We start from the raw sequence: 22,513 nt of genomic DNA, 5'->3' as shown, positions 1-22,513 counted from the left end.
GGGCGACGGCCGGGACGATGAGGGATACGCGAGGTGGATGATGCTGGGTGTGCACGCGCAGGACGACCGGCGACGGAGCACGCAGGGATGAGTGTCGACGGTTCGGGGGACCGACGGCCGGACGAAACACGAGGTCGCCGGCCGGTCCGGCAGCGACCCGGCCGCCGACGCGGACCCCGCGTCGCTCTGCTGCCCCAGCTCCTGGCCGCAGCGGTCGAACGTGATCCCGCCGCACCCGCGGTGGTGTTCGAGGACCGCACCCTGAGCTACGGCGAGCTCGACTCGGCCTCCTCCCGGCTGGCACGGCTGCTCATCCGGCGCGGCATCGGGCCGGAGGACGTGGTCGCCGTCGCTGCGACCCGGTCGATCGAGTCGGTGCTGTCGGTGTGGGCCGTCGCCAAGGCCGGCGCCGCGTTCGTGCCCGTGGACCCCAACTACCCGGAGGACCGGGTCCGGCACATGGTCGACGACTCGGGAGCCCGCGCCGGTCTGACCCTCACGGCTTCGGTGCCGGACCTGCCCGGCTCCGTGCCCTGGATCGCCCTCGATTCCGCCGAGACCCGCGCCGCCCTCGCCGAACAGTCCGCAGCACCTGTCGCGCTCGACGACCGGGTCCGGACACTGCGGGCGGAGCACCCCGCGTACGTGATCTACACCTCGGGTTCCACGGGCCGGCCCAAGGGCGTGGTCGTCACCCACACCGGACTGGAGGGCTTCTGCGCCGAACAGGTCGAGCGCTACGCGCTGAACCCGGCCTCGCGCACCCTGCACTTCGCGTCCCCCAGCTTCGACGCCTCCGTCCTCGAGTTGCTGCTCGCCGTCGGCGCGGGCTCCACCATGGTGATCGCCCCGCCGTCCGTGTACGGCGGCGAGGACCTCGCCGAGCTGCTGCGCAGCCGGCAGGTCACCCACGCCTTCGTCACACCCGCAGCCCTGGCGTCCGTCGACCCGGCCGGACTGGACACCCTCGCGACGGTGGTCGTGGGCGGCGAGGCGTGCCCGCCGGACCTGGTCGCGCGATGGGCACCGGGGCGCCGCTTCTTCAACGGCTACGGGCCCACCGAGACCACCATCATGACCAACATCTCGCACGCGCTGCGGCCCGGCGAGCAGGTCACGATCGGCCGGGCCATCCGCGGGATGACCGCGCACGTGCTGGACGAGCGCCTCAACCCGGTCCCGTCCGGGGTCGTGGGGGAGCTCTACCTCGAGGGCCCCGGTCTCGCCCGCGGCTACCATCGTCGCGCCGCGCTGACAGCCGAGCGGTTCGTCGCGGGTCCCGCCGGCACCCGCCTGTACCGCACCGGTGACCTCGTCCGATCGGGCGAGACCGGGCTGATCTACATGGGGCGCAACGACTTCCAGGTCAAGATCCGGGGATTCCGGATCGAGCTCGGGGAGATCGACGCCGCGCTGGCCGCGCACCCCGATGCCGACTTCGCGGTCACGGTGGGACGCCGGACCCCTTCGGGTGAGGCCCGGCTGGTGTCGTACGTCCATCCCGTCCCGGGTGCGGACATCGACCCCGACGCACTGACCGAGTTCGTCTCCCACCGGCTGCCGGCGCACATGGTGCCCGCCGTGATCGTGCCGCTCGACCGCATACCGCTGACCCCGGTCGGCAAGCTCGACCGGGCCGCACTGCCCGAACCGGAGTTGCCCGCGCACGAATACCGCGCACCCCGTTCCGCCACGGAACAGGCCGTGGCGGAGGTGTTCACGGAGTTGCTCGGTGCCGAACGGGCCGGCCTCGACGACGACTTCTTCGAACTCGGTGGCAATTCCCTCGTCGCCACCCGCGCGGCCGCCCGGCTCGGAGAACGCCTCGCTACCCGGGTCCCCGCGCGACTGTTGTTCGAGGCGTCCACCGTCGAAGGCCTCGCCGCACTCGTCGAACCCTCCGTCGGGGCGGGCGCGCCGCAACCGCTCGTCGCCGGGCCGCGCCCCGATCCGATCCCGCTGTCACTGGCGCAGCAGCGGATGTGGTTCCTCAACCGGTTCGATCCGGTGTCGGCGGCGAACAACATCCCCGTCGCGTTGCGCGTCCGCGGGCCGCTCGACGTCGATTCCCTGCGCCGGGCCCTCGCCGACGTCGTGGGCCGGCACGAGGTGCTGCGCACCGTCTACCCCGAGCACGACGGCATCGGATCCCAGCTGATCCTCCCGCCTGAGGAGGCGAGGCACCCCCTCGACCCGGTGCCGACCCCGCCCGACGAGATCGCCGGAGCGGTCGCCCGGCTCGCGACGGCCGGCTTCGACGTGACGTCCGAGGTGCCGCTGCGGGTGAACCTGCTGCGGTCGGCCGACGACGAGCACGTCCTCGTCCTGGTCGTCCACCACATCGCCGCCGACGGCGCCTCCATCGCGCCCTTCGTGCGGGACCTGGTCACCGCGTACGTCGCACGCACCGGCGGTGCGGCCCCCGCGTGGGAACCGCTCGCGGTGCAGTACGCCGACTACGCACTCTGGCAGCGCGCCGTACTCGGTGACGAGTCCGATCCCGCATCACCGGCGGCGCGGGAGATCGAGTTCTGGCGGGACGCCCTCGCCGACCTCCCGGACCGTCTCGACCTGCCGACCGACCGGCCCCGCCCGGTGGAGGCCTCGGGCCGCGGCGCCACCGTCGACTTCGAGATCGACGCCGCCCTGCACGAGGCGGTCGAAGCCGCCGCTCAGGCGACCGGCACGTCCGCGTTCATGGTCGTCCACGCCGCGCTCGCGGTACTGCTGTCGCGACTGTCGGGCACCGCGGACATCGCGATCGGCACACCCGTCGCGGGCCGCGGCGAGCGCGCACTCGACGATCTCGTCGGCATGTTCGTCAACACCCTCGTGCTGCGCACCCGCGTGGAGCCCGACGCCACGTTCGCCGAACTGCTCGGCCGGGTCAGAGACGCCGACCTCGCGGCCTTCGACAACGCGGAGCTGCCGTTCGAGCGGCTCGTGGAGGTGCTCGATCCGGTGCGATCGACCGGGCACCATCCGCTGTTCCAGGTGGCGCTGTTCTTCCAGAACCTCGACCGCGCCGAGGTGATCCTGCCGGACGTCGAGATCGAATCCGTCGATCTCGGTGGCGCCGTTGCCAAGTTCGATCTCCAGCTGACCGTCTCGCCCCGCGAGGAAGCCGGGAAGCCGGCCGGAATGTCGGCGCAGTTCACCTATGCGACCGATCTCTTCGACGAGCCCACGGTGCAGGGTTTCGCCGGGCGCCTGATCCGGGTGCTCGCCGCCCTGGCCGCGGGCACCGACCGCGTGGTGGGTGACCTCGACCTCCTCGACACCGCCGAGCACCGCGCCCTCGCTGCCGGCAACGACCGTGCCGTGCATCCGGTCCCGGCGACGGGGCTGCTGGCCGCGTACCGGGACGCCGTCGCGCATCGTCCGGATGCGGTGGCCGTCGTCTTCGGCGACGAGACGCTCACCTACGCGCAGTTCGATGCGCGCGTCAACCGGCTCGCCCGGTACCTCATCGGCCTCGGTGTCGGACCCGAAACCCTCGTGGCACTGGCCATCCGGCGTTCGATCGACCTCCCGGTCGCGATCTACGCGGTCGTCGCGGCTGGCGGTGCCTACGTCCCGCTCGATCCCGGCCATCCCGCCGACCGCATCGGGCACATCCTGTCCACCGCGCAACCGGTGTGCGTCCTGAGCACCCGTGCGGACGCGGCGGACCTGCCCGGCACGGTCGCCCCCGTCCTGGTCGACGACCTCGACCTGCGGGGCTACGCGCCCGACCCGATCCGGGACGACGAACTGGCCGGTCCGATCCGTCCCGGCACCCCCGCCTACGTCATCTTCACGTCCGGTTCCACGGGACGCCCCAAGGGCGTGTGCATCTCGCACGAGGCCATCGTCAACCAGCTCGAGTGGATGGCCCACGAGTACGAGATCGACGACAGCGACGTCTATCTGCAGAAGACCGCCACCACCTTCGACGTGTCGCTGTGGGGCTGGTTCCTGCCCCTGCGCGCCGGCGCGACCCTCGTCGTCGCCACCCACGACGGTCACCGCGATCCGGTGTACGTCGCCGAGACGATCGCGCGGCACGGCGTGACGCTGACCGACTTCGTGCCGTCGATGCTCACTGTGTTCGCCGCTCATGCGCCGGCCGGTACCTGCTCGACGCTGCGGCACGTGTTCGTGATCGGCGAAGCTCTGCCACCCGAGACCGTCGACGCCTTCCGTCGCATCTGCGCTGCCGCGGTGCACAATCTGTACGGCCCCACCGAGGCCGCGGTGTCGGTGACGTACTGGCCCGCCGCCGACGAGCGGCAGAGCGTGCCCATCGGTGTGCCCGAGTGGAACGTGCGCGTGTACGTCCTCGACGGCCGGCTGCATCCTGTCCCGGTCGGTGTGCCCGGGGAGCTGTACCTCGCCGGCGTGCAACTCGCGCGCGGCTACGTGGGTCGACCGGACCTCACCGCGGACCGCTTCGTCGCCGACCCGCTCGGCACCCCCGGCGCTCGCATGTACCGCACCGGTGACCTCGTCCGGTGGCGCCGAACCGCGAGCGGTGACCAGGTTCTCGACTACATCGGTCGTACCGATTTCCAGGTCAAGTTCCGCGGTCAGCGGATCGAGCTGGGGGAGATCGAGGCGGCGTTGCTGGCGCACGAGTCGGTGAACCAGGCCGCGGCGCTGGTCGTGCCGACCCCGACCGGTGACCAGCTCGCCGGGTATGTGGTTCCCGCGCCGGGCCACGAGGTGGATGCCGGCGAGGTGATCGAGTTCGTAACGCGGATGCTGCCGTCGTATATGGTGCCGTCGGCGCTGGTGGTGCTCGCTGAGTTCCCGCTGAACACCTCGGGCAAGCTGGATCGTAAGGCGCTGCCGGCGCCGACGTTCGTTGCGCGCGAGTTCCGGGCGCCGACGACCCCGGCCGAGGAGATCGTGGCGGGGGTGTTCGCGGAGGTCCTGGGGGTGGCTCGGGTCGGGGTGGACGACGACTTCTTCGCGTTGGGGGGCAACTCGCTCAACGCCACCCAGGTGGTGGCGCGGTTGGGTGCGGCGTTGGATGCGCGGGTGCCGGTGCGGGTGTTGTTCGAGTCGTCGACGGTGCAGGCGTTGGCGGTGGCGGTCGAGCGGCATGCGGGTTCGGGTGCGGTGGTGCCGTTGGTGCGGCAGGTGCGGCCGGAGCGGGTGCCGTTGTCGTTTGCGCAGCAGCGGATGTGGTTCATCAACCAGTTCGATCCGTCGTCGCCGGTATACAACGTGCCGTTGGTGATTCGGTTGTCGGGTCGGTTGGATGTGGAGGCGTTGCAGGCGGCGGTGGCTGATGTGCTCGAGCGGCACGAGTCGTTGCGGACGGTGTATCCGTCGGATGCGGACGGGCCGGTGCAGGTGGTGTTGCCGGCGTCGGGGGTGGTGCTCGATCTCGAGCCGGTGCGGGTGCCGGAGTCGGAGGTTTTCGCTGCGGTCGGTGGGGTGATCGGTGCGGGGTTCGATGTCGCTGCCGAGGTGCCGGTGCGTGCGCGGTTGTTCCAGGTCGCCGATGCGGAGTTCGTGTTGGTGGTGGTGGTGCATCACATCGCCGGTGACGGTTCGTCGATGGCGCCGTTGGGTCGGGATGTGATGGTGGCGTACGAGTCTCGGCGTCGTGGTGAGGTGCCGGGGTGGGTGCCGTTGCCGGTGCAGTACGCCGATTTCGCGTTGTGGCAGCGGCGGATGCTCGGGTCGGTGGACGATCCGGAGTCGGTGTTCTCACAGCAGATGCAGTATTGGCTCGGGCAGCTCGAGGGTCTGCCGGAGGTATTGCCGTTGCAGACCGATCGACCGCGGCCGGCGGTGCAGTCGTTCCGTGGGGCGACGGTGTCGTTCGAGGTGCCGGCGTCGGTGCATGCCGGCCTGTCCCGGGTGGGGCGTGAGCACGCGTCGACGGTGTTCATGGTGGTGCATGCGGCGTTGGCGGTGTTGTTGTCGCGCCTGTCGGGCACCGCGGACATTGCAGTGGGCACGCCCGTCGCCGGGCGTGGGGCGCGTGAGCTCGACGACTTGATCGGCATGTTCGTCAACACGCTGGTGTTGCGGACTCGTGTCGAGTCGGGGGTGTCGTTCGAGCAGGTGCTGTCGCAGGCGCGGGCGGTGGATGTGGCGGCGTTCGGGCACGCGGAGGTGCCGTTCGAGGCATTGGTCGACGAGATTGCGCCGGTGCGGTCGACGGCCCATTCGCCGTTGTTCCAGGTGTTGCTGGTGTTCCAGAACTTTGCGCGTACCCGGTTCGAGCTGCCCGAATTGGAGGTGTCCGGGGTCGAGGCGGAACTGGACACTGCGAAGTTCGATCTGCAGTTCACATTCGTCGAGCAATTCGACGAGTCGGGGGCGCCGGCTGGGATGGTCGGTGCTGTGACCTATGCGTCGGATCTGTTCGACGAGTCGACGGTGGTCGGGTTCGGGCAGCGGTTCGTGCGGGTGCTCGCGTCGGTGGTGGTCGATCCGTCGGTGCCGGTGGGCGAGATCGAGATTCTCGAGGCGGCCGAGCGGGTGCGGGTGCTCGAGACGTGGAATGCGACCTCCGTCGAACTCGACGGGTCGGTGACGTTGGTGGATCTGTTCGACGAGCAGGTGCGTCGATCCCCGGCGGTGCCGGCGGTTGTCTCGGCCGACGAGGAATGGAGTTACGCGGAGTTCGCCTCGCGGGTGCGTCGGCTGGCGCGGCATCTGATCGGCTTGGGGGTGGGGCCGGAGACGGTGGTGGCGGTGGCGATGCGCCGCAGCGTGGATCTGGTGGTGGCGGTGCATGCGGTGCTCGCCGCTGGTGGGGCGTATGTGCCGATCGATCCGGATCATCCGGGCGAGCGGACGCAGTATGTGCTGGCGTCGGCGGCTCCGCTGGTGGTGTTGACCACCGCCCGGGACGGGTTCGAGGCGCCGGGTTCGCGGGTGCTCGAGGTGGACGTCGTCGATGTGTCGGGGTACTCCGACGAGCCGATCGCCGACGAGGAGCGGATTGCCGGTCTGCAGGCGTCGAACACTGCGTACGTGATCTATACGTCCGGGTCGACCGGTCGCCCGAAGGGGGTGGCGTTGACCCATGCCGCGACGGTGAACCAGTTGCGGTGGGCGCAGGCACGGTATCCGCTCGATTCGTCGGATGTGGTGCTGCACAAGACGCCGTTCACGTTCGACGTGTCGGTGTGGGAGCTGTTCTGGACGTTGCAGACCGGTGCCCGGCTGGTGGTGGCGGCGCCGGACGGGCACCGCGATCCGTTCTATCTCGCCGAGGTGATCGCCGAGTACGGGGTGACCACCGTGCATTTCGTGCCGTCGATGCTGGCGGCATTCGTGGCGGTCGTGCCCGAGGGTGTCGGTGCCGGAGTGCGCCGGGTGTTCGTCGCCGGTGAGGCGTTGCCGATCGAGGTGGTGCGACGTGTGGTGCGGGACGGCGATGGCACGCCGGAGGTGCACAACTGGTACGGGCCGGCCGAGGCGGAAGTCGTCACCGCGTGGGCGGGTGATCCATCGGCGCCGTCGGCGCTGATCGGGGCGCCGGTGTGGAACACCGAGGTCTACGTCCTCGATAGCCGGCTGCAGCCGGTGCCGGTCGGGGTGGCAGGTGAGTTGTATCTGGCCGGGGCGCAGTTGGCCCGCGGCTACCACGGTCGGGCTGAATTGACGGCGGAGCGGTTCGTGGCCACCCCCTTCGGTGGGGCCGGACAGCGGATGTATCGCACAGGTGATCTGGTGCGGTGGACCGCCGGCGGCGAACTCGAGTATCTCGGTCGTACCGATTTCCAGGTCAAGCTCCGCGGTCAGCGGATCGAGCTGGGGGAGATCGAAGCGGCGCTGCTCGCCCAACCGGGCGTCGAACAGTCGGTGGTGGTCTTGCACAGCGATCCGCACACCGGTGAGCAGTTGGTCGGGTATGTGGTTGCTGCGCCGGGTGCGACGGTCGAGGGTGCGCGGGTTCTCGACGGGGTCCGGGCGGTGCTGCCGTCGTATATGGTGCCGTCGGCGCTGGTGGTACTCGAGGCCTTCCCGCTCAATGCGAGTGGCAAGTTGGATCGTAAGGCCTTGCCGGAACCGGTGTTCGAGTCGCGAGGGTTCCGGGCTCCCAGTACCCCGGCCGAGGAGATCGTGGCGGGGGTGTTCGCGGAGGTCCTGGGGGTGGCTCGGGTCGGGGTGGACGACGACTTCTTCGCGTTGGGGGGCAACTCGCTCAACGCCACCCAGGTGGTGGCGCGGTTGGGTGCGGCGTTGGATGCGCGGGTGCCGGTGCGGGTGTTGTTCGAGTCGTCGACGGTGCAGGCGTTGGCGGTGGCGGTCGAGCGGCATGCGGGTTCGGGTGCGGTGGTGCCGTTGGTGCGGCAGGTGCGGCCGGAGCGGGTGCCGTTGTCGTTTGCGCAGCAGCGGATGTGGTTCATCAACCAGTTCGATCCGTCGTCGCCGGTATACAACGTGCCGTTGGTGATTCGGTTGTCGGGTCGGTTGGATGTGGAGGCGTTGCAGGCGGCGGTGGCTGATGTGCTCGAGCGGCACGAGTCGTTGCGGACGGTGTATCCGTCGGATGCGGACGGGCCGGTGCAGGTGGTGTTGCCGGCGTCGGGGGTGGTGCTCGATCTCGAGCCGGTGCGGGTGCCGGAGTCGGAGGTTTTCGCTGCGGTCGGTGGGGTGATCGGTGCGGGGTTCGATGTCGCTGCCGAGGTGCCGGTGCGTGCGCGGTTGTTCCAGGTCGCCGATGCGGAGTTCGTGTTGGTGGTGGTGGTGCATCACATCGCCGGTGACGGTTCGTCGATGGCGCCGTTGGGTCGGGATGTGATGGTGGCGTACGAGTCTCGGCGTCGTGGTGAGGTGCCGGGGTGGGTGCCGTTGCCGGTGCAGTACGCCGATTTCGCGTTGTGGCAGCGGCGGATGCTCGGGTCGGTGGACGATCCGGAGTCGGTGTTCTCACAGCAGATGCAGTATTGGCTCGGGCAGCTCGAGGGTCTGCCGGAGGTATTGCCGTTGCAGACCGATCGACCGCGGCCGGCGGTGCAGTCGTTCCGTGGGGCGACGGTGTCGTTCGAGGTGCCGGCGTCGGTGCATGCCGGCCTGTCCCGGGTGGGGCGTGAGCACGCGTCGACGGTGTTCATGGTGGTGCATGCGGCGTTGGCGGTGTTGTTGTCGCGCCTGTCGGGCACCGCGGACATTGCAGTGGGCACGCCCGTCGCCGGGCGTGGGGCGCGTGAGCTCGACGACTTGATCGGCATGTTCGTCAACACGCTGGTGTTGCGGACTCGTGTCGAGTCGGGGGTGTCGTTCGAGCAGGTGCTGTCGCAGGCGCGGGCGGTGGATGTGGCGGCGTTCGGGCACGCGGAGGTGCCGTTCGAGGCATTGGTCGACGAGATTGCGCCGGTGCGGTCGACGGCCCATTCGCCGTTGTTCCAGGTGTTGCTGGTGTTCCAGAACTTTGCGCGTACCCGGTTCGAGCTGCCCGAATTGGAGGTGTCCGGGGTCGAGGCGGAACTGGACACTGCGAAGTTCGATCTGCAGTTCACATTCGTCGAGCAATTCGACGAGTCGGGGGCGCCGGCTGGGATGGTCGGTGCTGTGACCTATGCGTCGGATCTGTTCGACGAGTCGACGGTGGTCGGGTTCGGGCAGCGGTTCGTGCGGGTGCTCGCGTCGGTGGTGGTCGATCCGTCGGTGCCGGTGGGCGAGATCGAGATTCTCGAGGCGGCCGAGCGGGTGCGGGTGCTCGAGACGTGGAATGCGACCTCCGTCGAACTCGACGGGTCGGTGACGTTGGTGGATCTGTTCGACGAGCAGGTGCGTCGATCCCCGGCGGTGCCGGCGGTTGTCTCGGCCGACGAGGAATGGAGTTACGCGGAGTTCGCCTCGCGGGTGCGTCGGCTGGCGCGGCATCTGATCGGCTTGGGGGTGGGGCCGGAGACGGTGGTGGCGGTGGCGATGCGCCGCAGCGTGGATCTGGTGGTGGCGGTGCATGCGGTGCTCGCCGCTGGTGGGGCGTATGTGCCGATCGATCCGGATCATCCGGGCGAGCGGACGCAGTATGTGCTGGCGTCGGCGGCTCCGCTGGTGGTGTTGACCACCGCCCGGGACGGGTTCGAGGCGCCGGGTTCGCGGGTGCTCGAGGTGGACGTCGTCGATGTGTCGGGGTACTCCGACGAGCCGATCGCCGACGAGGAGCGGATTGCCGGTCTGCAGGCGTCGAACACTGCGTACGTGATCTATACGTCCGGGTCGACCGGTCGCCCGAAGGGGGTGGCGTTGACCCATGCCGCGACGGTGAACCAGTTGCGGTGGGCGCAGGCACGGTATCCGCTCGATTCGTCGGATGTGGTGCTGCACAAGACGCCGTTCACGTTCGACGTGTCGGTGTGGGAGCTGTTCTGGACGTTGCAGACCGGTGCCCGGCTGGTGGTGGCGGCGCCGGACGGGCACCGCGATCCGTTCTATCTCGCCGAGGTGATCGCCGAGTACGGGGTGACCACCGTGCATTTCGTGCCGTCGATGCTGGCGGCATTCGTGGCGGTCGTGCCCGAGGGTGTCGGTGCCGGAGTGCGCCGGGTGTTCGTCGCCGGTGAGGCGTTGCCGATCGAGGTGGTGCGACGTGTGGTGCGGGACGGCGATGGCACGCCGGAGGTGCACAACTGGTACGGGCCGGCCGAGGCGGAAGTCGTCACCGCGTGGGCGGGTGATCCATCGGCGCCGTCGGCGCTGATCGGGGCGCCGGTGTGGAACACCGAGGTCTACGTCCTCGATAGCCGGCTGCAGCCGGTGCCGGTCGGGGTGGCAGGTGAGTTGTATCTGGCCGGGGCGCAGTTGGCCCGCGGCTACCACGGTCGGGCTGAATTGACGGCGGAGCGGTTCGTGGCCACCCCCTTCGGTGGGGCCGGACAGCGGATGTATCGCACAGGTGATCTGGTGCGGTGGACCGCCGGCGGCGAACTCGAGTATCTCGGTCGTACCGATTTCCAGGTCAAGCTCCGCGGTCAGCGGATCGAGCTGGGGGAGATCGAAGCGGCGCTGCTCGCCCAACCGGGCGTCGAACAGTCGGTGGTGGTCTTGCACAGCGATCCGCACACCGGTGAGCAGTTGGTCGGGTATGTGGTTGCTGCGCCGGGTGCGACGGTCGAGGGTGCGCGGGTTCTCGACGGGGTCCGGGCGGTGCTGCCGTCGTATATGGTGCCGTCGGCGCTGGTGGTACTCGAGGCCTTCCCGCTCAATGCGAGTGGCAAGTTGGATCGTAAGGCCTTGCCGGAACCGGTGTTCGAGTCGCGAGGGTTCCGGGCTCCCAGTACCCCGGCCGAGGAGATCGTGGCGGGGGTGTTCGCGGAGGTCCTGGGGGTGGCTCGGGTCGGGGTGGACGACGACTTCTTCGCGTTGGGGGGCAACTCGCTCAACGCCACCCAGGTGGCGAACCGGCTGCGTACGAAGACGGGTATCGACGTTCGCATCCAGTGGTTCTTCGCCGACCCTACGGTCGAGGGACTGGCCAGGCGCCTCCTCGAGGCGGCATCCTCCGAACTCGACTACGACGTGACACAGGATGTCGCCATGGCCGTCGTGCTGCCCATCCGTAGGAAGGGATCTCGCGAACCGCTTTTCTGTGTGCACCCGATGTACGGACTGTCGTGGTGTTACTCCGGTTTGACACGATTCGCAGAGGATCGTCCCGTCTACGGATTGCAGTCACCGGCTCTGTCGGAGGACGAGGCGCTTCCGGGCTCCCTGGAAGACATGGCGCTCAGGTACGTCGAGGAGATCAGACGGATCCAGCCGCACGGTCCCTACCACCTGCTCGGCTGGTCCCTCGGCGGTGTGCTGTCGCACATCATCGCGGTCGAACTGCAGTCCGTGGGGGAAGAGGTAGCCACCCTGACAATGTTGGACAGCCACCACAATCTGGAAGTATCCGAATTCCACGATGCGGTGCGGGAAGCCCTGGCCGAAGTTGGGATCAACGTGGGCGACGCCGACATCTCGAATATGTCGACCGAGAACGCAGAGCAATTGTTCGAGACTATGGTGGTCGGTGGGCCCGCGTTGGATCTCGAGCGAGTGCGGCGCATCTACGCCAGCGCAATCAGGTCTGCGGAACTCATTGCTTCGCACACGCCTGGCATGTTCCGGGGCAACCTGCTGTACTTCAGCGCCACGGAGCATCTGCCCGGTGTGGACGATCCGGCGCAGCGCTGGTCGGAGTTCGTCGAGGGAGAGATCGTCGATGTGTCCGTTCCAGGCACGCACGCCGACATGACCACCCCGGAGTCTCTTGCGATCATCGGCCCTGTGCTCGCTCAGCACCTCGACGACAAGAAGTGCCGCGATGAGGGACAAGCCGAACCCGCCCAGGGCCCCGGCAGATCGTGATGCGATCGATGTGACGGATGTGATCAGTGAGGTTTATGGCCTGCCGTCCGCAAGGTAACGTTCGACCGCGTGCTGTCGATTTCAGTACATGCTGCGCCGCAGGGCGCACCCCGGTTCACCGGGGTTCGGGGACGCCCGCCTGCCGGGCCTGAGGAGGTTGACGGAATGAGTGTTGTCGAGTCGCGGAGCCGCGCTCGGAAGATGGGAGCAGCCGCGATCTCGGCGGCGGTACTTGCGCTGCCGCTGTTCACGGGCGCCTCGTTCGCCTCGGCCGACCCGGTGGCCGACACCCTGCAGCCCATCACGGCCGTCACGTCCGAGAACGGGTCGTACATCACCAGGATCAAGAACTACGCACCCCAGCAACTTCTGATCTGGGTCTACTCGGCGTCCATGGACGAGGAGATCCTGCTGGACGTGTGGCGCCCGGCCGACACCAGCAAGCCCGCGCCGACGCTGTACCTGCTCAACGGCGCCGGCGGCGGCGAGGACATGGCCACCTGGCGGGGCCGCACCGACGCGATCGAGTTCTTCAAGGACAAGCACGTCAACGTCGTCTCGCCCGTCGGCGGCATGTTCAGCTACTACACCGACTGGAAGAAACCCGACCCGAAGCTCGGTGTGAACAAGTGGGAGACCTTCCTGACCAAGGAGATCCCGCCGCTGGTCGACGGGGCTCTGGGTACCACCGGAGTCAACGCGATCGCCGGTATCTCCACCTCGGGCACCTCGGTGTTCCAGCTGCCCATGGCTGCGCCGGGACTGTACCGGGGCGTCGCTGCCTACAGCGGATGCGCACAGACGTCCGACCCGATCGGCCAGCAGTTCGTCAAGATCACGGTCGAGACGTGGGGCAGCGGCGACACCGAGAACATGTGGGGACCGACGAACGACCCGATGTGGGCGGAGAAGGACCCCTACGTCCACGCCGACAAGTTGCGCGGGCTCGAGATGTACATCTCCAACGGCACCGGCCTGCCCGGTCCCCACGACACGCTGACCGGACCGGAGATCGACGGTGACGCGGGAGTGCTGGCCAACCAGATCGTGGTCGGCGGCGTGATCGAGGCCGCAACCAACTACTGCACCCACAACCTGAAGAACCGGCTCGACAGCCTGGGCATCCCCGCCACCTACAACTTCCGCGAGTCCGGAACCCACTCGTGGGGCTACTGGCAGGACGACCTGAAGGATTCATGGCCGGTGCTGCAGCGGGCCCTCGGGATCTGATCTCCGGTCCCCGGATCGTGCACACGCGAACGGCCCCTCCCGGCGGGAGGGGCCGTTCGCGTGCCGCGACTGTCTAGCCGGCGGGAGGTGCCGTGCACGGGGCCGGCACGGTCTCGGCGTACTGCGGATCGAGAGCCGACTTCACCAGGTGCAGCGACTCGGGCAGTTCGAGTAGGGCGAGGTGGCCGGCCGGGCTGGTCGGACACGCGTCCTCGAGCCACACGTTGTGCACCACGCTGTTCTCGCTGGGCTGCAGGAACGCATTCTCCGGTGGCGTGGCGACCGTGTCCTGACGGGTGGCGATCGAGGTGTACTCGATTCCCGGCAGGGTCTCGGACCCGGAGTTGAGCCGGGCCAGCACGCGCGATCCGATCAGCTGCTGACGTCCGGCGATACCGAAGACCATCTGCGCGAGGCGTTCGGTGGCCCATTCCTGGTTCCCCAGTCCGAGACGGGCGAACAGGGAGTACAGCTGCTGCAGCCCGTTGAACGTGGTCCCGTGGTTGGTCGCACCGAGCATCACCAGCTTGTCGACCTTGTTGCGGTCCGGGTCCGCCGGGTCCGCGCCGCCCTCGAACCGTAGGTACTGGCGGGAGACCGGTCCACCCTGCGAGTGACCCACGAGGTCGACCTGTTCCGCTCCGGTGTGAGTGAGTACCGCATCGACGAACTCGCCGACCTGCTTCGCGGAGTCCTCGATGCTCCCGACTCCCCAGACCATGAGCTCGGGGTCGACCAGCGAGCGGATGCCACCGTAGTTGAGGGCGTAGACGCAGTAGCCGAGATCGGCGAGCTGCGGGGCTGCAACGGCCCACGTGCCGGTCATGTCCATCCTCGTCCCGTGGACGAGAACAACCGGCCGGGGATGCTCGGGGGAGGGCACACAGTCGAGGTCGTTCGCGCCGGCGGGACTCGGCCCCATCGAGTCGAGCAGCGCCGGTAGCGACGGGGGCTCGGTGGGCGCCGCGGCGGCCGTGGGCAGCGCCGGCCCGGCGGCCGCCAGGGCGGCCGCCGTCACGGCGACGGTGATCCGGCGGGCATACTTCATCGGCATTCCTCCGTGGGCCGCACTGGGTGACAGTGCCTCGGCTGCGTGCTGCAGCCGTTGTGCGGCCGCGGTCGGCGCACAGGATAACAGCCGGGGACGGCCGCCCGGGGTCGCCGCGATCAGCCCTCCTCGGCCGCGCGCCGATAGCCCCGGATGGCCGGCACCGTGAACACGGCGACGGCGAGGAAGACCCACAGCAGTGTCTTGACCAGCGGTTCGGCGAGCGGACCGCCCATCGCCAGCGCCTTCATCGCGTCGATCGCACACGACATCGGCTGGTTCTCCACGATCGGCTGCAGCCACTTCGGGTAGGCCATCACCGGGACGAACCCGGAGTTGAAGAACATCAGCAGGGTGCACCCGATCGACACCAGTTCCACGAGGGGCAGCTTGCTCGACATGGTCGCGAGGACGGTGACCATGAGGGCGAACGCGATCCCGAAGAGGATCGGGATCACCAGAATCCCGAGCACGGCGAGATAGCCCTGCGTGAACCGGAACCCCAGAGCCACCCCGGCCGCCAGGATGACGATCGTGGTGGCCAGCACCCGGACCGCCTCGGCGAACATCCGGCCCAACAGCCCGGCAGCCCGGTGGATCGGCAGGGTGTGGAAGCGGCCGAGCAGGCCCGTCTGCCGCTCCGTACGCAGACCCACGGCGCTGACCACCGAGCCGAACATGGCACCGACCAGAATGATCATCGGGACCGTGCCGTAGATCGCGGGCTGACCGGTCGCGGCGGTGACGGTGTTGCCGAGCACGACCCGGAACATCAGCAGGGTCAGCGCGGGGTAGAGCAGCGCCTGGATCATCGTCGCGGGATCGCGCGCCCAGCGCAGCAGCAGGCGCCCGCACTGGATTCGGCTGTGCTCCCACAGCGCCGCCGACGACCGCTCCGGATGGGCGCGCGTGGGGTCCAGGAAGGCGAATGCGGCGCCGTCGGCGTCGACGGGCCGGGCCTCGGGCGTTCCGGTCACCTGCGAATCACCCCCGCCTCGTGCTGGCCCATACGGCCAGTGGCGCGAACACGAGCGCGAGACCCGCGCACCAGGCCACGGTGGGGAAGAGGACCTGCCAGGTGACGCCACCCTCGGCCATGTCCTGCATGGCGAACGAGAACTGCGAGATGGGCTGGTTGCGGACGAACGGCCGGATCCACTCGGGGAAGCCCTCCTCCGGGACGAAGCCGCACGAGAGCATGCCGAGGATCAGCTGCGGCAGCGTCAGGGCCTGCGCGGTGGCCTCGGGACTCTTCGACAGCGTGCCGATCGCGTCGGCGCCCAGCGCCAGGACGAGACTGATCGCCAGGGCGGTGACACAGAACAGGACCGCCTGTCCGAACCCGGCTGAGAATCGGAACCCGATCGCGTATCCGAACAGCAGCGCCCCGGCCAGGGACACGACGGACCGCAACATCGCGCTCGACATCCGGGAGAGCAGCGGGACCGCGCTGAACACGGGCATGGTCTGCAACCGGCTCGTCAGGCCCGTCATCGCCTCACCCGAGGACAGCTGCGCCGCCGAGATGGCGGTGAACGCCATCGCCTGCAGGACGATGATCGGCATCAGGTACTGCGCGTAGTCGATGCCCTGCAGCGACATGACGAACTTCAGGGGCAGGTAGAAGCCGAGGCCGAACACCACCGGGGTGATCGCCGCAACGACGAGCTCGCCGTACCGCGCCATGGTGCGGACCGTGCGCATCGTGAGCGCACTCCACTGGTTGAGCACCGTCGGGTCGGCCCGCCGGTGCGAACCGACCCGCTTCTCCGGGAGGGTGATCTTCGCGTCGTGCCGCACCCGCTGGGCGCTGATGCTCTTGGTGTGCACGGTCATGCCTGCCCTCCCGTCGTCGGTTCCGGGGCGTCGGCGCCCGCCGTGTGGCCGGTGAGGCTGAGGAACACGTCGTCGAGCGACGGCCGGCGCAGACCGATGTCGGCCAGCTCGATCCGGGTGGGTGCCAGTCGGCGCAGGGCCTCGGCGAGCGTCGCCGGACCGTGCGGCGCCGGGATGGAGACCCGGTCGTTGGATTCGGACCCGGCCAGTTCCGCCCGGACGTCGCCCGGGACGAGGTTGCCGAGCGCATGCACGACCCACGGCAGGGCCTTCGGATCGGCCGGGACGATCTCGCAGTAGCTGCCGCCGGTCGAGGCCTTGAGCTGGTTGGCGGTGCCCTCGGCGACGACGGTGCCCCGGTCGATGACGATGATGTTGTCGCTGAGCAGGTCGGCCTCTTCGAGATACTGCGTCGTCAGCAATACCGTGATGCCCTGCTTCTTGAGCGCGCCCACGAGAGACCAGACACCCTGCCGACTCCGCGGATCGAGACCGGTGGTCGGTTCGTCGAGGAATACCACCTCGGGGCGCACGACGAGACCGCAGGCGATGTCGACGCGGCGGCGCATGCCGCCGGAGTAGTGCCGCACCGCGCGTTTGCCGGCGTCGACCAGGTCGAATTCGCGGAGCAGATTGTCGGCGCGCTGGCGGGCGGCCGCGCGGTCGAGACCCATGAGGCGGCCGAACAGGATCAGGTTCTCCCGGCCCGACAGCGTCTCGTCGAGGGCGGCGTACTGCCCGGTCATCATGATCGAGCGCCGTACGGCGGCCGGGTCGGCGACCACGTCGTGCCCCGCGATCACCGCGCGCCCGCTCGTCGGGCGCAGCAGCGTGGAGAGGATCTTCACCGTCGTGGTCTTGCCGGCGCCGTTGGGGCCGAGAATGCCGAGGACCGAACCGCGCGGGGCGGAGAACGTGATGCCCTTGAGGGCATGGACGTCGCCGAACGACTTGTGCAGGTCGTCGACGAGGACCGCTTCGTCGTGGTATCTCAGCATCACTCTCCGCCGTGGAACTCTCGGTCGGCCGCTCGCGGACCCGTCGACGAGTAGATCCCGCCGTCACGCCGCGATGTTACCGGCCGCCCGGCGCGGTCCGAGCGGGCTGCGAGTGCCGCGCGGCGGCCGCGTCAGCTCCAGATACCGATCTCGTCCAGGTGCCGGACCAGGCGCCGGGCCCCGTCGGTGAAGTGCCGGCGGGTCTCCTCACCTGCGGAATCGGCGTCTGCGCGACCGAGCGCGTCGATCAGGCGGCGGTGCGAGGCGACGGCGGCGGCGCCCCAGGCGGGATCGGACGAATAGAAGTGCACCGGGGTGTAGCGGGTGGCGTTGAGCAGGAACCACGACAGCTTCCGTGCGCCGGTCGCGCGGTTGAGGGTGCGGTGGAACGCGAACTCGAGGTCCTCGATCCGCGCCCCGTCGCCGCTGTGCACCGCCTCGGCGAGACGTTCGTTGAGGTCCGACAGTTCCGCGACGGTCTCCGGGGTGATCGCGGCCGCCGCCCGGCGCGCGAGCTCTTCCGCGATCTGTCCCTGCAACCAGAACAGGTCGTCGATGTCGCCCCGGCTCAACGGAGCGACGACGTAGCCACGGTGTGGGACGAGCTCCACGAGGCCTTCACCCCGCAGTGTGAGCAATGCCTCACGAACGGGGGTGACGCTCACACCGAGTTCGGCGGCGGTCTCGTCCAGCCGGATGAAGTCACCGGGCCGGACCCCACCGGACATGATGAGGTTGCGGACGTGCACCGCCACGTCGTCCGACAGCTGTGGCCTGCGCCGCAGCGGCCGCCCCCCGGACGCCCGGGACTGGGCAGAAGATGTCATCGGCACTCCCTACAGTCCTGCGTTCCGGTACATCGGCCGGTTCCGTTCGACGGATTATCGCGCACCGCTCATGCGTCGTGGGGGAGGGTGGCTCGGTGCGCTCGTCCTGCAGGCGTACGGTGCCGACACTAGCCTCGACCGGGTGAGTTCCCGAACGTCCCGGCGTCGATTCCTCGGCACCGCTGCCGGCGGCATCGTCGGGCTCGGCCTCCTCCCCGCCGCGCGCGCCGCCGCCCGCCCGGCCTCTCGCCTTCCCGACCCGGCGACCGTCCCGGCCACCGATCCGGCCATGTTGAGTGCGATCGAAGCGGCCAGTCTGCTGCAGGCCGGACAGTTGCACCCGCGCGAACTGCTCGATGCGTACCTGCGTCGTAGCCGGGACCACGACGGCGGCGTCGGCGCATGGATCCACCTCTATCCGGACCTCGCCTATGCCGCTGCCGACGCGGCGGCCACGCGGCTCACCGCCGCCCGGGCGTCCGGTGAGCCCGTCTCGCCGCTGTGCGGACTGCCGATCGCCCTCAAGGATCTGTTCGCGGTGGGGGGCCTTCCGCTGACCGCGTCGAGCAATGTGCTCCGCGACAACGTCGCAGCCGGTGATTCGGGGGTGTGGCGCCGGCTGCGGGACGCCGGGGCGGTCCTGCTCGGTCACGTGCACACCGACGAGTTCGCGATCGGTGTCGTCACCCCGCAGGTGGCGAACCCGTGGAACACGCAGTACTCCCCGGGCGGCTCGTCGGGCGGCAGCGCCGCGGCGGTTGCGGCCCGCTTCGCCCCCTTGTCCGTCGGGAGCGACACCGGCGGCTCGTTGCGGCTGCCGGCGAGCGCGTGCGGCGTCTCGGCGATCAAGCCGACGTACGGACGGGTCACCTCGCACGGGATGATCCCGCTCACCTGGACCAGGGACCACCCCGGCCCCATCGGGCACAGCCTCGCGGACGCTTCGCTGCTGCTCGGTGTCCTCGCGGGTGAGGAGACGGACGATCCGGTGACGGCCGGTGGCCCCGGCGTGCCCGAGGGCGGTTACCCGCTGGTGCCGCCCACCGGGGCGACCCCGCTCGCGGGCGTCCGTATCGGCCTGCCGCACGGCGGGACCGACCGGCTGGCACCGGAGCTGCGCCGCCTGTTCGACGAGTTCCTCGCGACGGCGCGCGCACTGGGCGCCGAACTCGTTCCGGTGTCGATGCCCCACCCGCCGGAGTCGCTCCTGGCCGGTGACACCGCGGAGATGGGTGCCTATCACCGGCAGTTCGTGGACCGGCTCGGTGAATACCGCATCGACCTCGCGCCGCTCGTGAGTGCCGCGGTGGCCTCTCTGGCGCTGCCCGTCGCCGACTACTTCTCGCTGGAGCGGGACCGGTTGCGTTATCAGCACCAGTACAACGCCATGTTCCGCGACCACGAGCTCGATGTGATCGCCCTGCCGGGCGCGCTCGACGACGGCTGTCCCCGCGATGCGTTCGCAGGTCTGAGCGTGCTGTCCGGAGTGGCCGGCGACGTCCAGTGGGCCAATTACACCGGCGCCCCGGCTGTTTCGTTCCCCGTCGGCCGCTCGGCGGTGACCGGGCTGCCGTTCGGCGTCCAGCTGGGTGCGCTGCCGTGGCAGGAGTCCGGGTTGATCTCGGTGGGACTGGCCCTGCAGGAGGCCCTGCCGGTGTGGCGCGACGTGCCGGGTGTGACGCCGACGCCGCGCGAGCTGCCGGTGGTCACGCCGACGGCGCCGGGCCCGGGTCCCGATCCGACCAATACGCTCGGGGCGGCGGCGCCGGTCCGGACACCGGCGACCCTGTCGACCGGAGGATTGTGACGGCCGTCCCGCCGACGCGAAGTTGAGAATGCCGGGGCGGTCCTGCATACTGGTCGGGTTGCCTTGACCGGGTCACGGTTTTCCGCGGCTCGGAACAAGATCGAGTGACAGTCGCGGATCGAGCCTGACGGCCTGGTCGCGGCCACATGCAAGACGGAAGCAGTACCTTCCTGTACCCGTGCGGGTACATCCGGCAGGTCGGTCCGTGGTGTCGAGCATCGGTTCGGCGCTGCGGAGCGAGCAGTAGGGCGACACGCCCGACCGCGTGTGCCGGAGAACAATGACAGATGAACAGCGGCATGCGGATCGGGTGCGCCCGGTCACGAGGTGTGGAGAGTGCTGTTCGTCGTCGCCGTTCGGGCGGAACTGTGCAGACGAGGTGGTTCCCGATTCGCTCGGGTGCTACGAAACGCGGCAAGAAAAGGACACATAAGCGTGGCGGGACAAAAGATCCGCATCAGGCTCAAGGCCTATGACCATGAGGCGATCGACGCATCTGCGCGCAAGATCGTCGAGACGGTGACCCGTACGGGCGCTCGCGTGGTCGGCCCGGTGCCGTTGCCCACCGAAAAGAACGTGTACTGCGTCATCCGCTCGCCGCACAAGTACAAGGACTCGCGCGAGCACTTCGAGATGCGGACTCACAAGCGGCTGATCGACATCCTCGACCCGACGCCCAAGACCGTCGACGCGCTCATGCGCATCGACCTCCCGGCGAGCGTCGACGTCAACATTCAGTGACTTTCGAGACCAGCGAGCTTGTAGAAGACGCAGCGGAGACAACACATGACTAACCAGATCAAGGGAATCCTGGGCACCAAGCTCGGCATGACCCAGGTCTTCGACGAGAACAACCGGGTCGTTCCGGTCACCGTCGTCAAGGCCGGACCGAACGTGGTCACCCAGATCCGTACCGAGGAGCGCGACGGCTACAGCGCCGTGCAGCTCGCCTACGGTGCGATCGACCCGCGCAAGGTCACCAAGCCGGTCGCCGGCCAGTTCGCGAAGGCGGGCGTCACCCCTCGTCGCCACATCGTCGAGCTGCGTGTCGACGACACCGACGGCATCGAGATCGGCCAGGAGCTCACCGCCGAGGTCTTCGAGGACGGCGCCTTCGTCGACGTCACCGGCACCTCCAAGGGCAAGGGCTTCGCCGGCACCATGAAGCGTCACGGCTTCGCCGGCCAGGGCGCCTCGCACGGTGCGCAGGCTGTGCACCGTCGTCCGGGCTCCATCGGTGGCTGCGCCACCCCGGGCCGCGTGTTCAAGGGAACCCGCATGTCCGGGCGCATGGGTAGCGACCGCGTCACGACGCAGAACCTCTCGGTCCACAAGGTGGACGCCGAGAACGGCCTGCTGCTGATCAAGGGTGCGATCCCGGGCCGCAAGGGCGGCGTCGTGATCGTCAAGACCGCAGTGAAGGGTGGTGCACGGGCATGACCAGCACCGAGACCGCAACCAAGCTGACGCTCGACGTCAAGGCTCCCGGCGGCCAGACCAACGGCACCGTCGATCTCCCCGCCGAGATCTTCGACGCCCCCGCGAACATCGCGCTGCTGCACCAGGTGGTCGTCGCGCAGCTCGCCGCGGCTCGCCAGGGCACGCACGCCACCAAGACCCGCGGCGAGGTCCGTGGCGGTGGCAGGAAGCCGTACCGCCAGAAGGGCACCGGCCGCGCCCGCCAGGGCTCGACCCGCGCGCCGCAGTTCGCCGGCGGTGGCACCGTCCACGGCCCGCAGCCGCGCGACTACAGCCAGCGCACGCCCAAGAAGATGAAGGCTGCCGCCCTCCGTGGCGCCCTCTCCGACCGGGCTCGCAACGAGCGCATCCACGTGATCACCGAGCTCGTCGCCGGGCAGGCGCCGTCCACCAAGGGCGCGCGTACCTTCCTCGCGGAGCTGACCGATCGCAAGAACCTGCTCCTCGTCGTCGGCCGTGAGGATCTCGCGGCGTGGAAGAGCGTGCAGAACCTGCAGAACGTGCACGCGATCGCTCCGGATCAGCTGAACACCTACGACGTGCTCTACAGCGACGACGTCGTGTTCAGCGTCGAGGCGCTCAACGCGTTCATCCACGGGCCGGCCGAGTCCGCCCAGGCAGAGAAGGAGGAGAGCAAGTGAGCACGATCGCGGATCCGCGCGACATCCTGCTGGCTCCGGTCATCTCCGAGAAGTCCTACGGGCTGATGGAGGAGGGCACCTACACCTTCCTGGTGCACCCGGACTCGAACAAGACGCAGATCAAGATTGCCGTCGAGAAGGTCTTCGGCGTCAAGGTGACCAGCGTCAACACCGCCAACCGTCAGGGCAAGCGCAAGCGGACCCGGTTCGGTTACGGCAAGCGCAAGGACACCAAGCGCGCGCTCGTGACCCTGTCGGCCGACAGCAAGCCCATCGAGATCTTCGGAGGGCCGGTCGCCTAGGCGGCCGGGACTCGAGAGATAGAGGACGAGAAG

The 22,513-nt window shown here is 69.2% G+C and carries 12 protein-coding genes; 7 read left to right on the top strand and 5 right to left on the bottom strand.

Annotated features, from left to right (window positions below):
• The first annotated feature begins 87 nt into the window (after nt 1-87).
• Nucleotides 88-12,312 carry an amino acid adenylation domain-containing protein gene (locus ACM26Y_RS17400; protein ID WP_416061456.1) on the top strand — a complete coding sequence of 4,075 codons (12,225 nt, stop codon included), beginning with the start codon at nt 88-90 and terminating at the stop codon, nt 12,310-12,312.
• 201 nt (nt 12,313-12,513) lie between these two features.
• Nucleotides 12,514-13,542 (top strand): alpha/beta hydrolase, encoded by a 1,029-nt coding sequence (locus ACM26Y_RS17395; protein WP_416063699.1) that lies wholly within the window; start codon nt 12,514-12,516, stop codon nt 13,540-13,542.
• 73 nt (nt 13,543-13,615) lie between these two features.
• Here the strand turns inward: ACM26Y_RS17395 and ACM26Y_RS17390 are convergent, their stop codons facing one another.
• From ACM26Y_RS17390 to ACM26Y_RS17370, 5 genes are all read right to left on the bottom strand, one after another.
• Nucleotides 13,616-14,590 (bottom strand): lipase family alpha/beta hydrolase, encoded by a 975-nt coding sequence (locus ACM26Y_RS17390; protein WP_416061455.1) that lies wholly within the window; start codon nt 14,588-14,590, stop codon nt 13,616-13,618.
• A 119-nt stretch (nt 14,591-14,709) separates the two neighbouring features.
• Nucleotides 14,710-15,567 carry an ABC transporter permease gene (locus ACM26Y_RS17385; protein ID WP_416061454.1) on the bottom strand — a complete coding sequence of 286 codons (858 nt, stop codon included), beginning with the start codon at nt 15,565-15,567 and terminating at the stop codon, nt 14,710-14,712.
• 7 nt (nt 15,568-15,574) lie between these two features.
• Complete coding sequence (locus tag ACM26Y_RS17380; protein ID WP_003938097.1) at nt 15,575-16,426, bottom strand: ABC transporter permease; 852 nt, start codon at nt 16,424-16,426, stop codon at nt 15,575-15,577.
• Nucleotides 16,423-17,424 carry an ATP-binding cassette domain-containing protein gene (locus ACM26Y_RS17375; RefSeq protein ID WP_289379211.1) on the bottom strand — a complete coding sequence of 334 codons (1,002 nt, stop codon included), beginning with the start codon at nt 17,422-17,424 and terminating at the stop codon, nt 16,423-16,425. The genes ACM26Y_RS17380 and ACM26Y_RS17375 overlap by 4 nt, the downstream gene beginning before the upstream one ends.
• Before the next feature lie 131 nt (nt 17,425-17,555).
• Nucleotides 17,556-18,251: a GntR family transcriptional regulator gene (locus ACM26Y_RS17370; RefSeq protein ID WP_416061453.1), complete on the bottom strand. Its 696-nt coding sequence runs from the start codon at nt 18,249-18,251 to the stop codon at nt 17,556-17,558.
• A gap of 142 nt (nt 18,252-18,393) precedes the next feature.
• On the opposite strand from ACM26Y_RS17370, the gene ACM26Y_RS17365 reads away from it, so the two are divergent.
• The 5 genes from ACM26Y_RS17365 (at nt 18,394) to rplW (ending at nt 22,480) form a co-directional block, all read left to right on the top strand.
• A complete protein-coding gene (locus ACM26Y_RS17365; protein ID WP_416061452.1) occupies nt 18,394-20,058 on the top strand; it encodes an amidase in 1,665 nt (554 codons plus the stop codon).
• Between the two features lie 435 nt (nt 20,059-20,493).
• The gene (gene rpsJ, locus ACM26Y_RS17360; protein WP_003938093.1) at nt 20,494-20,799 is read left to right on the top strand and encodes a 30S ribosomal protein S10; all 306 of its coding nucleotides are present in this window, start codon (nt 20,494-20,496) and stop codon (nt 20,797-20,799) included.
• 45 nt (nt 20,800-20,844) lie between these two features.
• A complete protein-coding gene (rplC, locus tag ACM26Y_RS17355) occupies nt 20,845-21,498 on the top strand; it encodes a 50S ribosomal protein L3 (RefSeq protein WP_003938092.1) in 654 nt (217 codons plus the stop codon).
• The gene (gene rplD / locus ACM26Y_RS17350; RefSeq protein ID WP_003938091.1) at nt 21,495-22,178 is read left to right on the top strand and encodes a 50S ribosomal protein L4; all 684 of its coding nucleotides are present in this window, start codon (nt 21,495-21,497) and stop codon (nt 22,176-22,178) included. Before rplC ends, rplD begins: the two co-directional genes overlap by 4 nt.
• The gene (gene rplW, locus ACM26Y_RS17345) at nt 22,175-22,480 is read left to right on the top strand and encodes a 50S ribosomal protein L23 (protein ID WP_003938090.1); all 306 of its coding nucleotides are present in this window, start codon (nt 22,175-22,177) and stop codon (nt 22,478-22,480) included. Before rplD ends, rplW begins: the two co-directional genes overlap by 4 nt.
• Nucleotides 22,481-22,513: the final 33 nt, after the last annotated feature.

The sequence above is a fragment of the Rhodococcus indonesiensis genome, from assembly GCF_047782815.1.
In the GTDB taxonomy this organism is placed as follows: domain Bacteria; phylum Actinomycetota; class Actinomycetes; order Mycobacteriales; family Mycobacteriaceae; genus Rhodococcus; species Rhodococcus indonesiensis.
This window is presented reverse-complemented; position numbering and strand designations above follow the sequence as displayed.

Excerpts from the sequence above, each read along its gene's own strand:
- ACM26Y_RS17400 (WP_416061456.1), top strand. The coding sequence starts at position 88 with ATGAGTGTCGACGGTTCGGGGGACCGACGGCCGGACGAAACACGAGGT.
- ACM26Y_RS17395 (WP_416063699.1), top strand. The coding sequence starts at position 12,514 with ATGGGAGCAGCCGCGATCTCGGCGGCGGTACTTGCGCTGCCGCTGTTC.
- ACM26Y_RS17390 (WP_416061455.1), bottom strand. The coding sequence starts at position 14,590 with ATGAAGTATGCCCGCCGGATCACCGTCGCCGTGACGGCGGCCGCCCTG.
- ACM26Y_RS17380 (WP_003938097.1), bottom strand. The coding sequence starts at position 16,426 with ATGACCGTGCACACCAAGAGCATCAGCGCCCAGCGGGTGCGGCACGAC.
- ACM26Y_RS17375 (WP_289379211.1), bottom strand. The coding sequence starts at position 17,424 with ATGCTGAGATACCACGACGAAGCGGTCCTCGTCGACGACCTGCACAAG.
- ACM26Y_RS17370 (WP_416061453.1), bottom strand. The coding sequence starts at position 18,251 with ATGACATCTTCTGCCCAGTCCCGGGCGTCCGGGGGGCGGCCGCTGCGG.
- rplC (WP_003938092.1), top strand. The coding sequence starts at position 20,845 with ATGACTAACCAGATCAAGGGAATCCTGGGCACCAAGCTCGGCATGACC.
- rplD (WP_003938091.1), top strand. The coding sequence starts at position 21,495 with ATGACCAGCACCGAGACCGCAACCAAGCTGACGCTCGACGTCAAGGCT.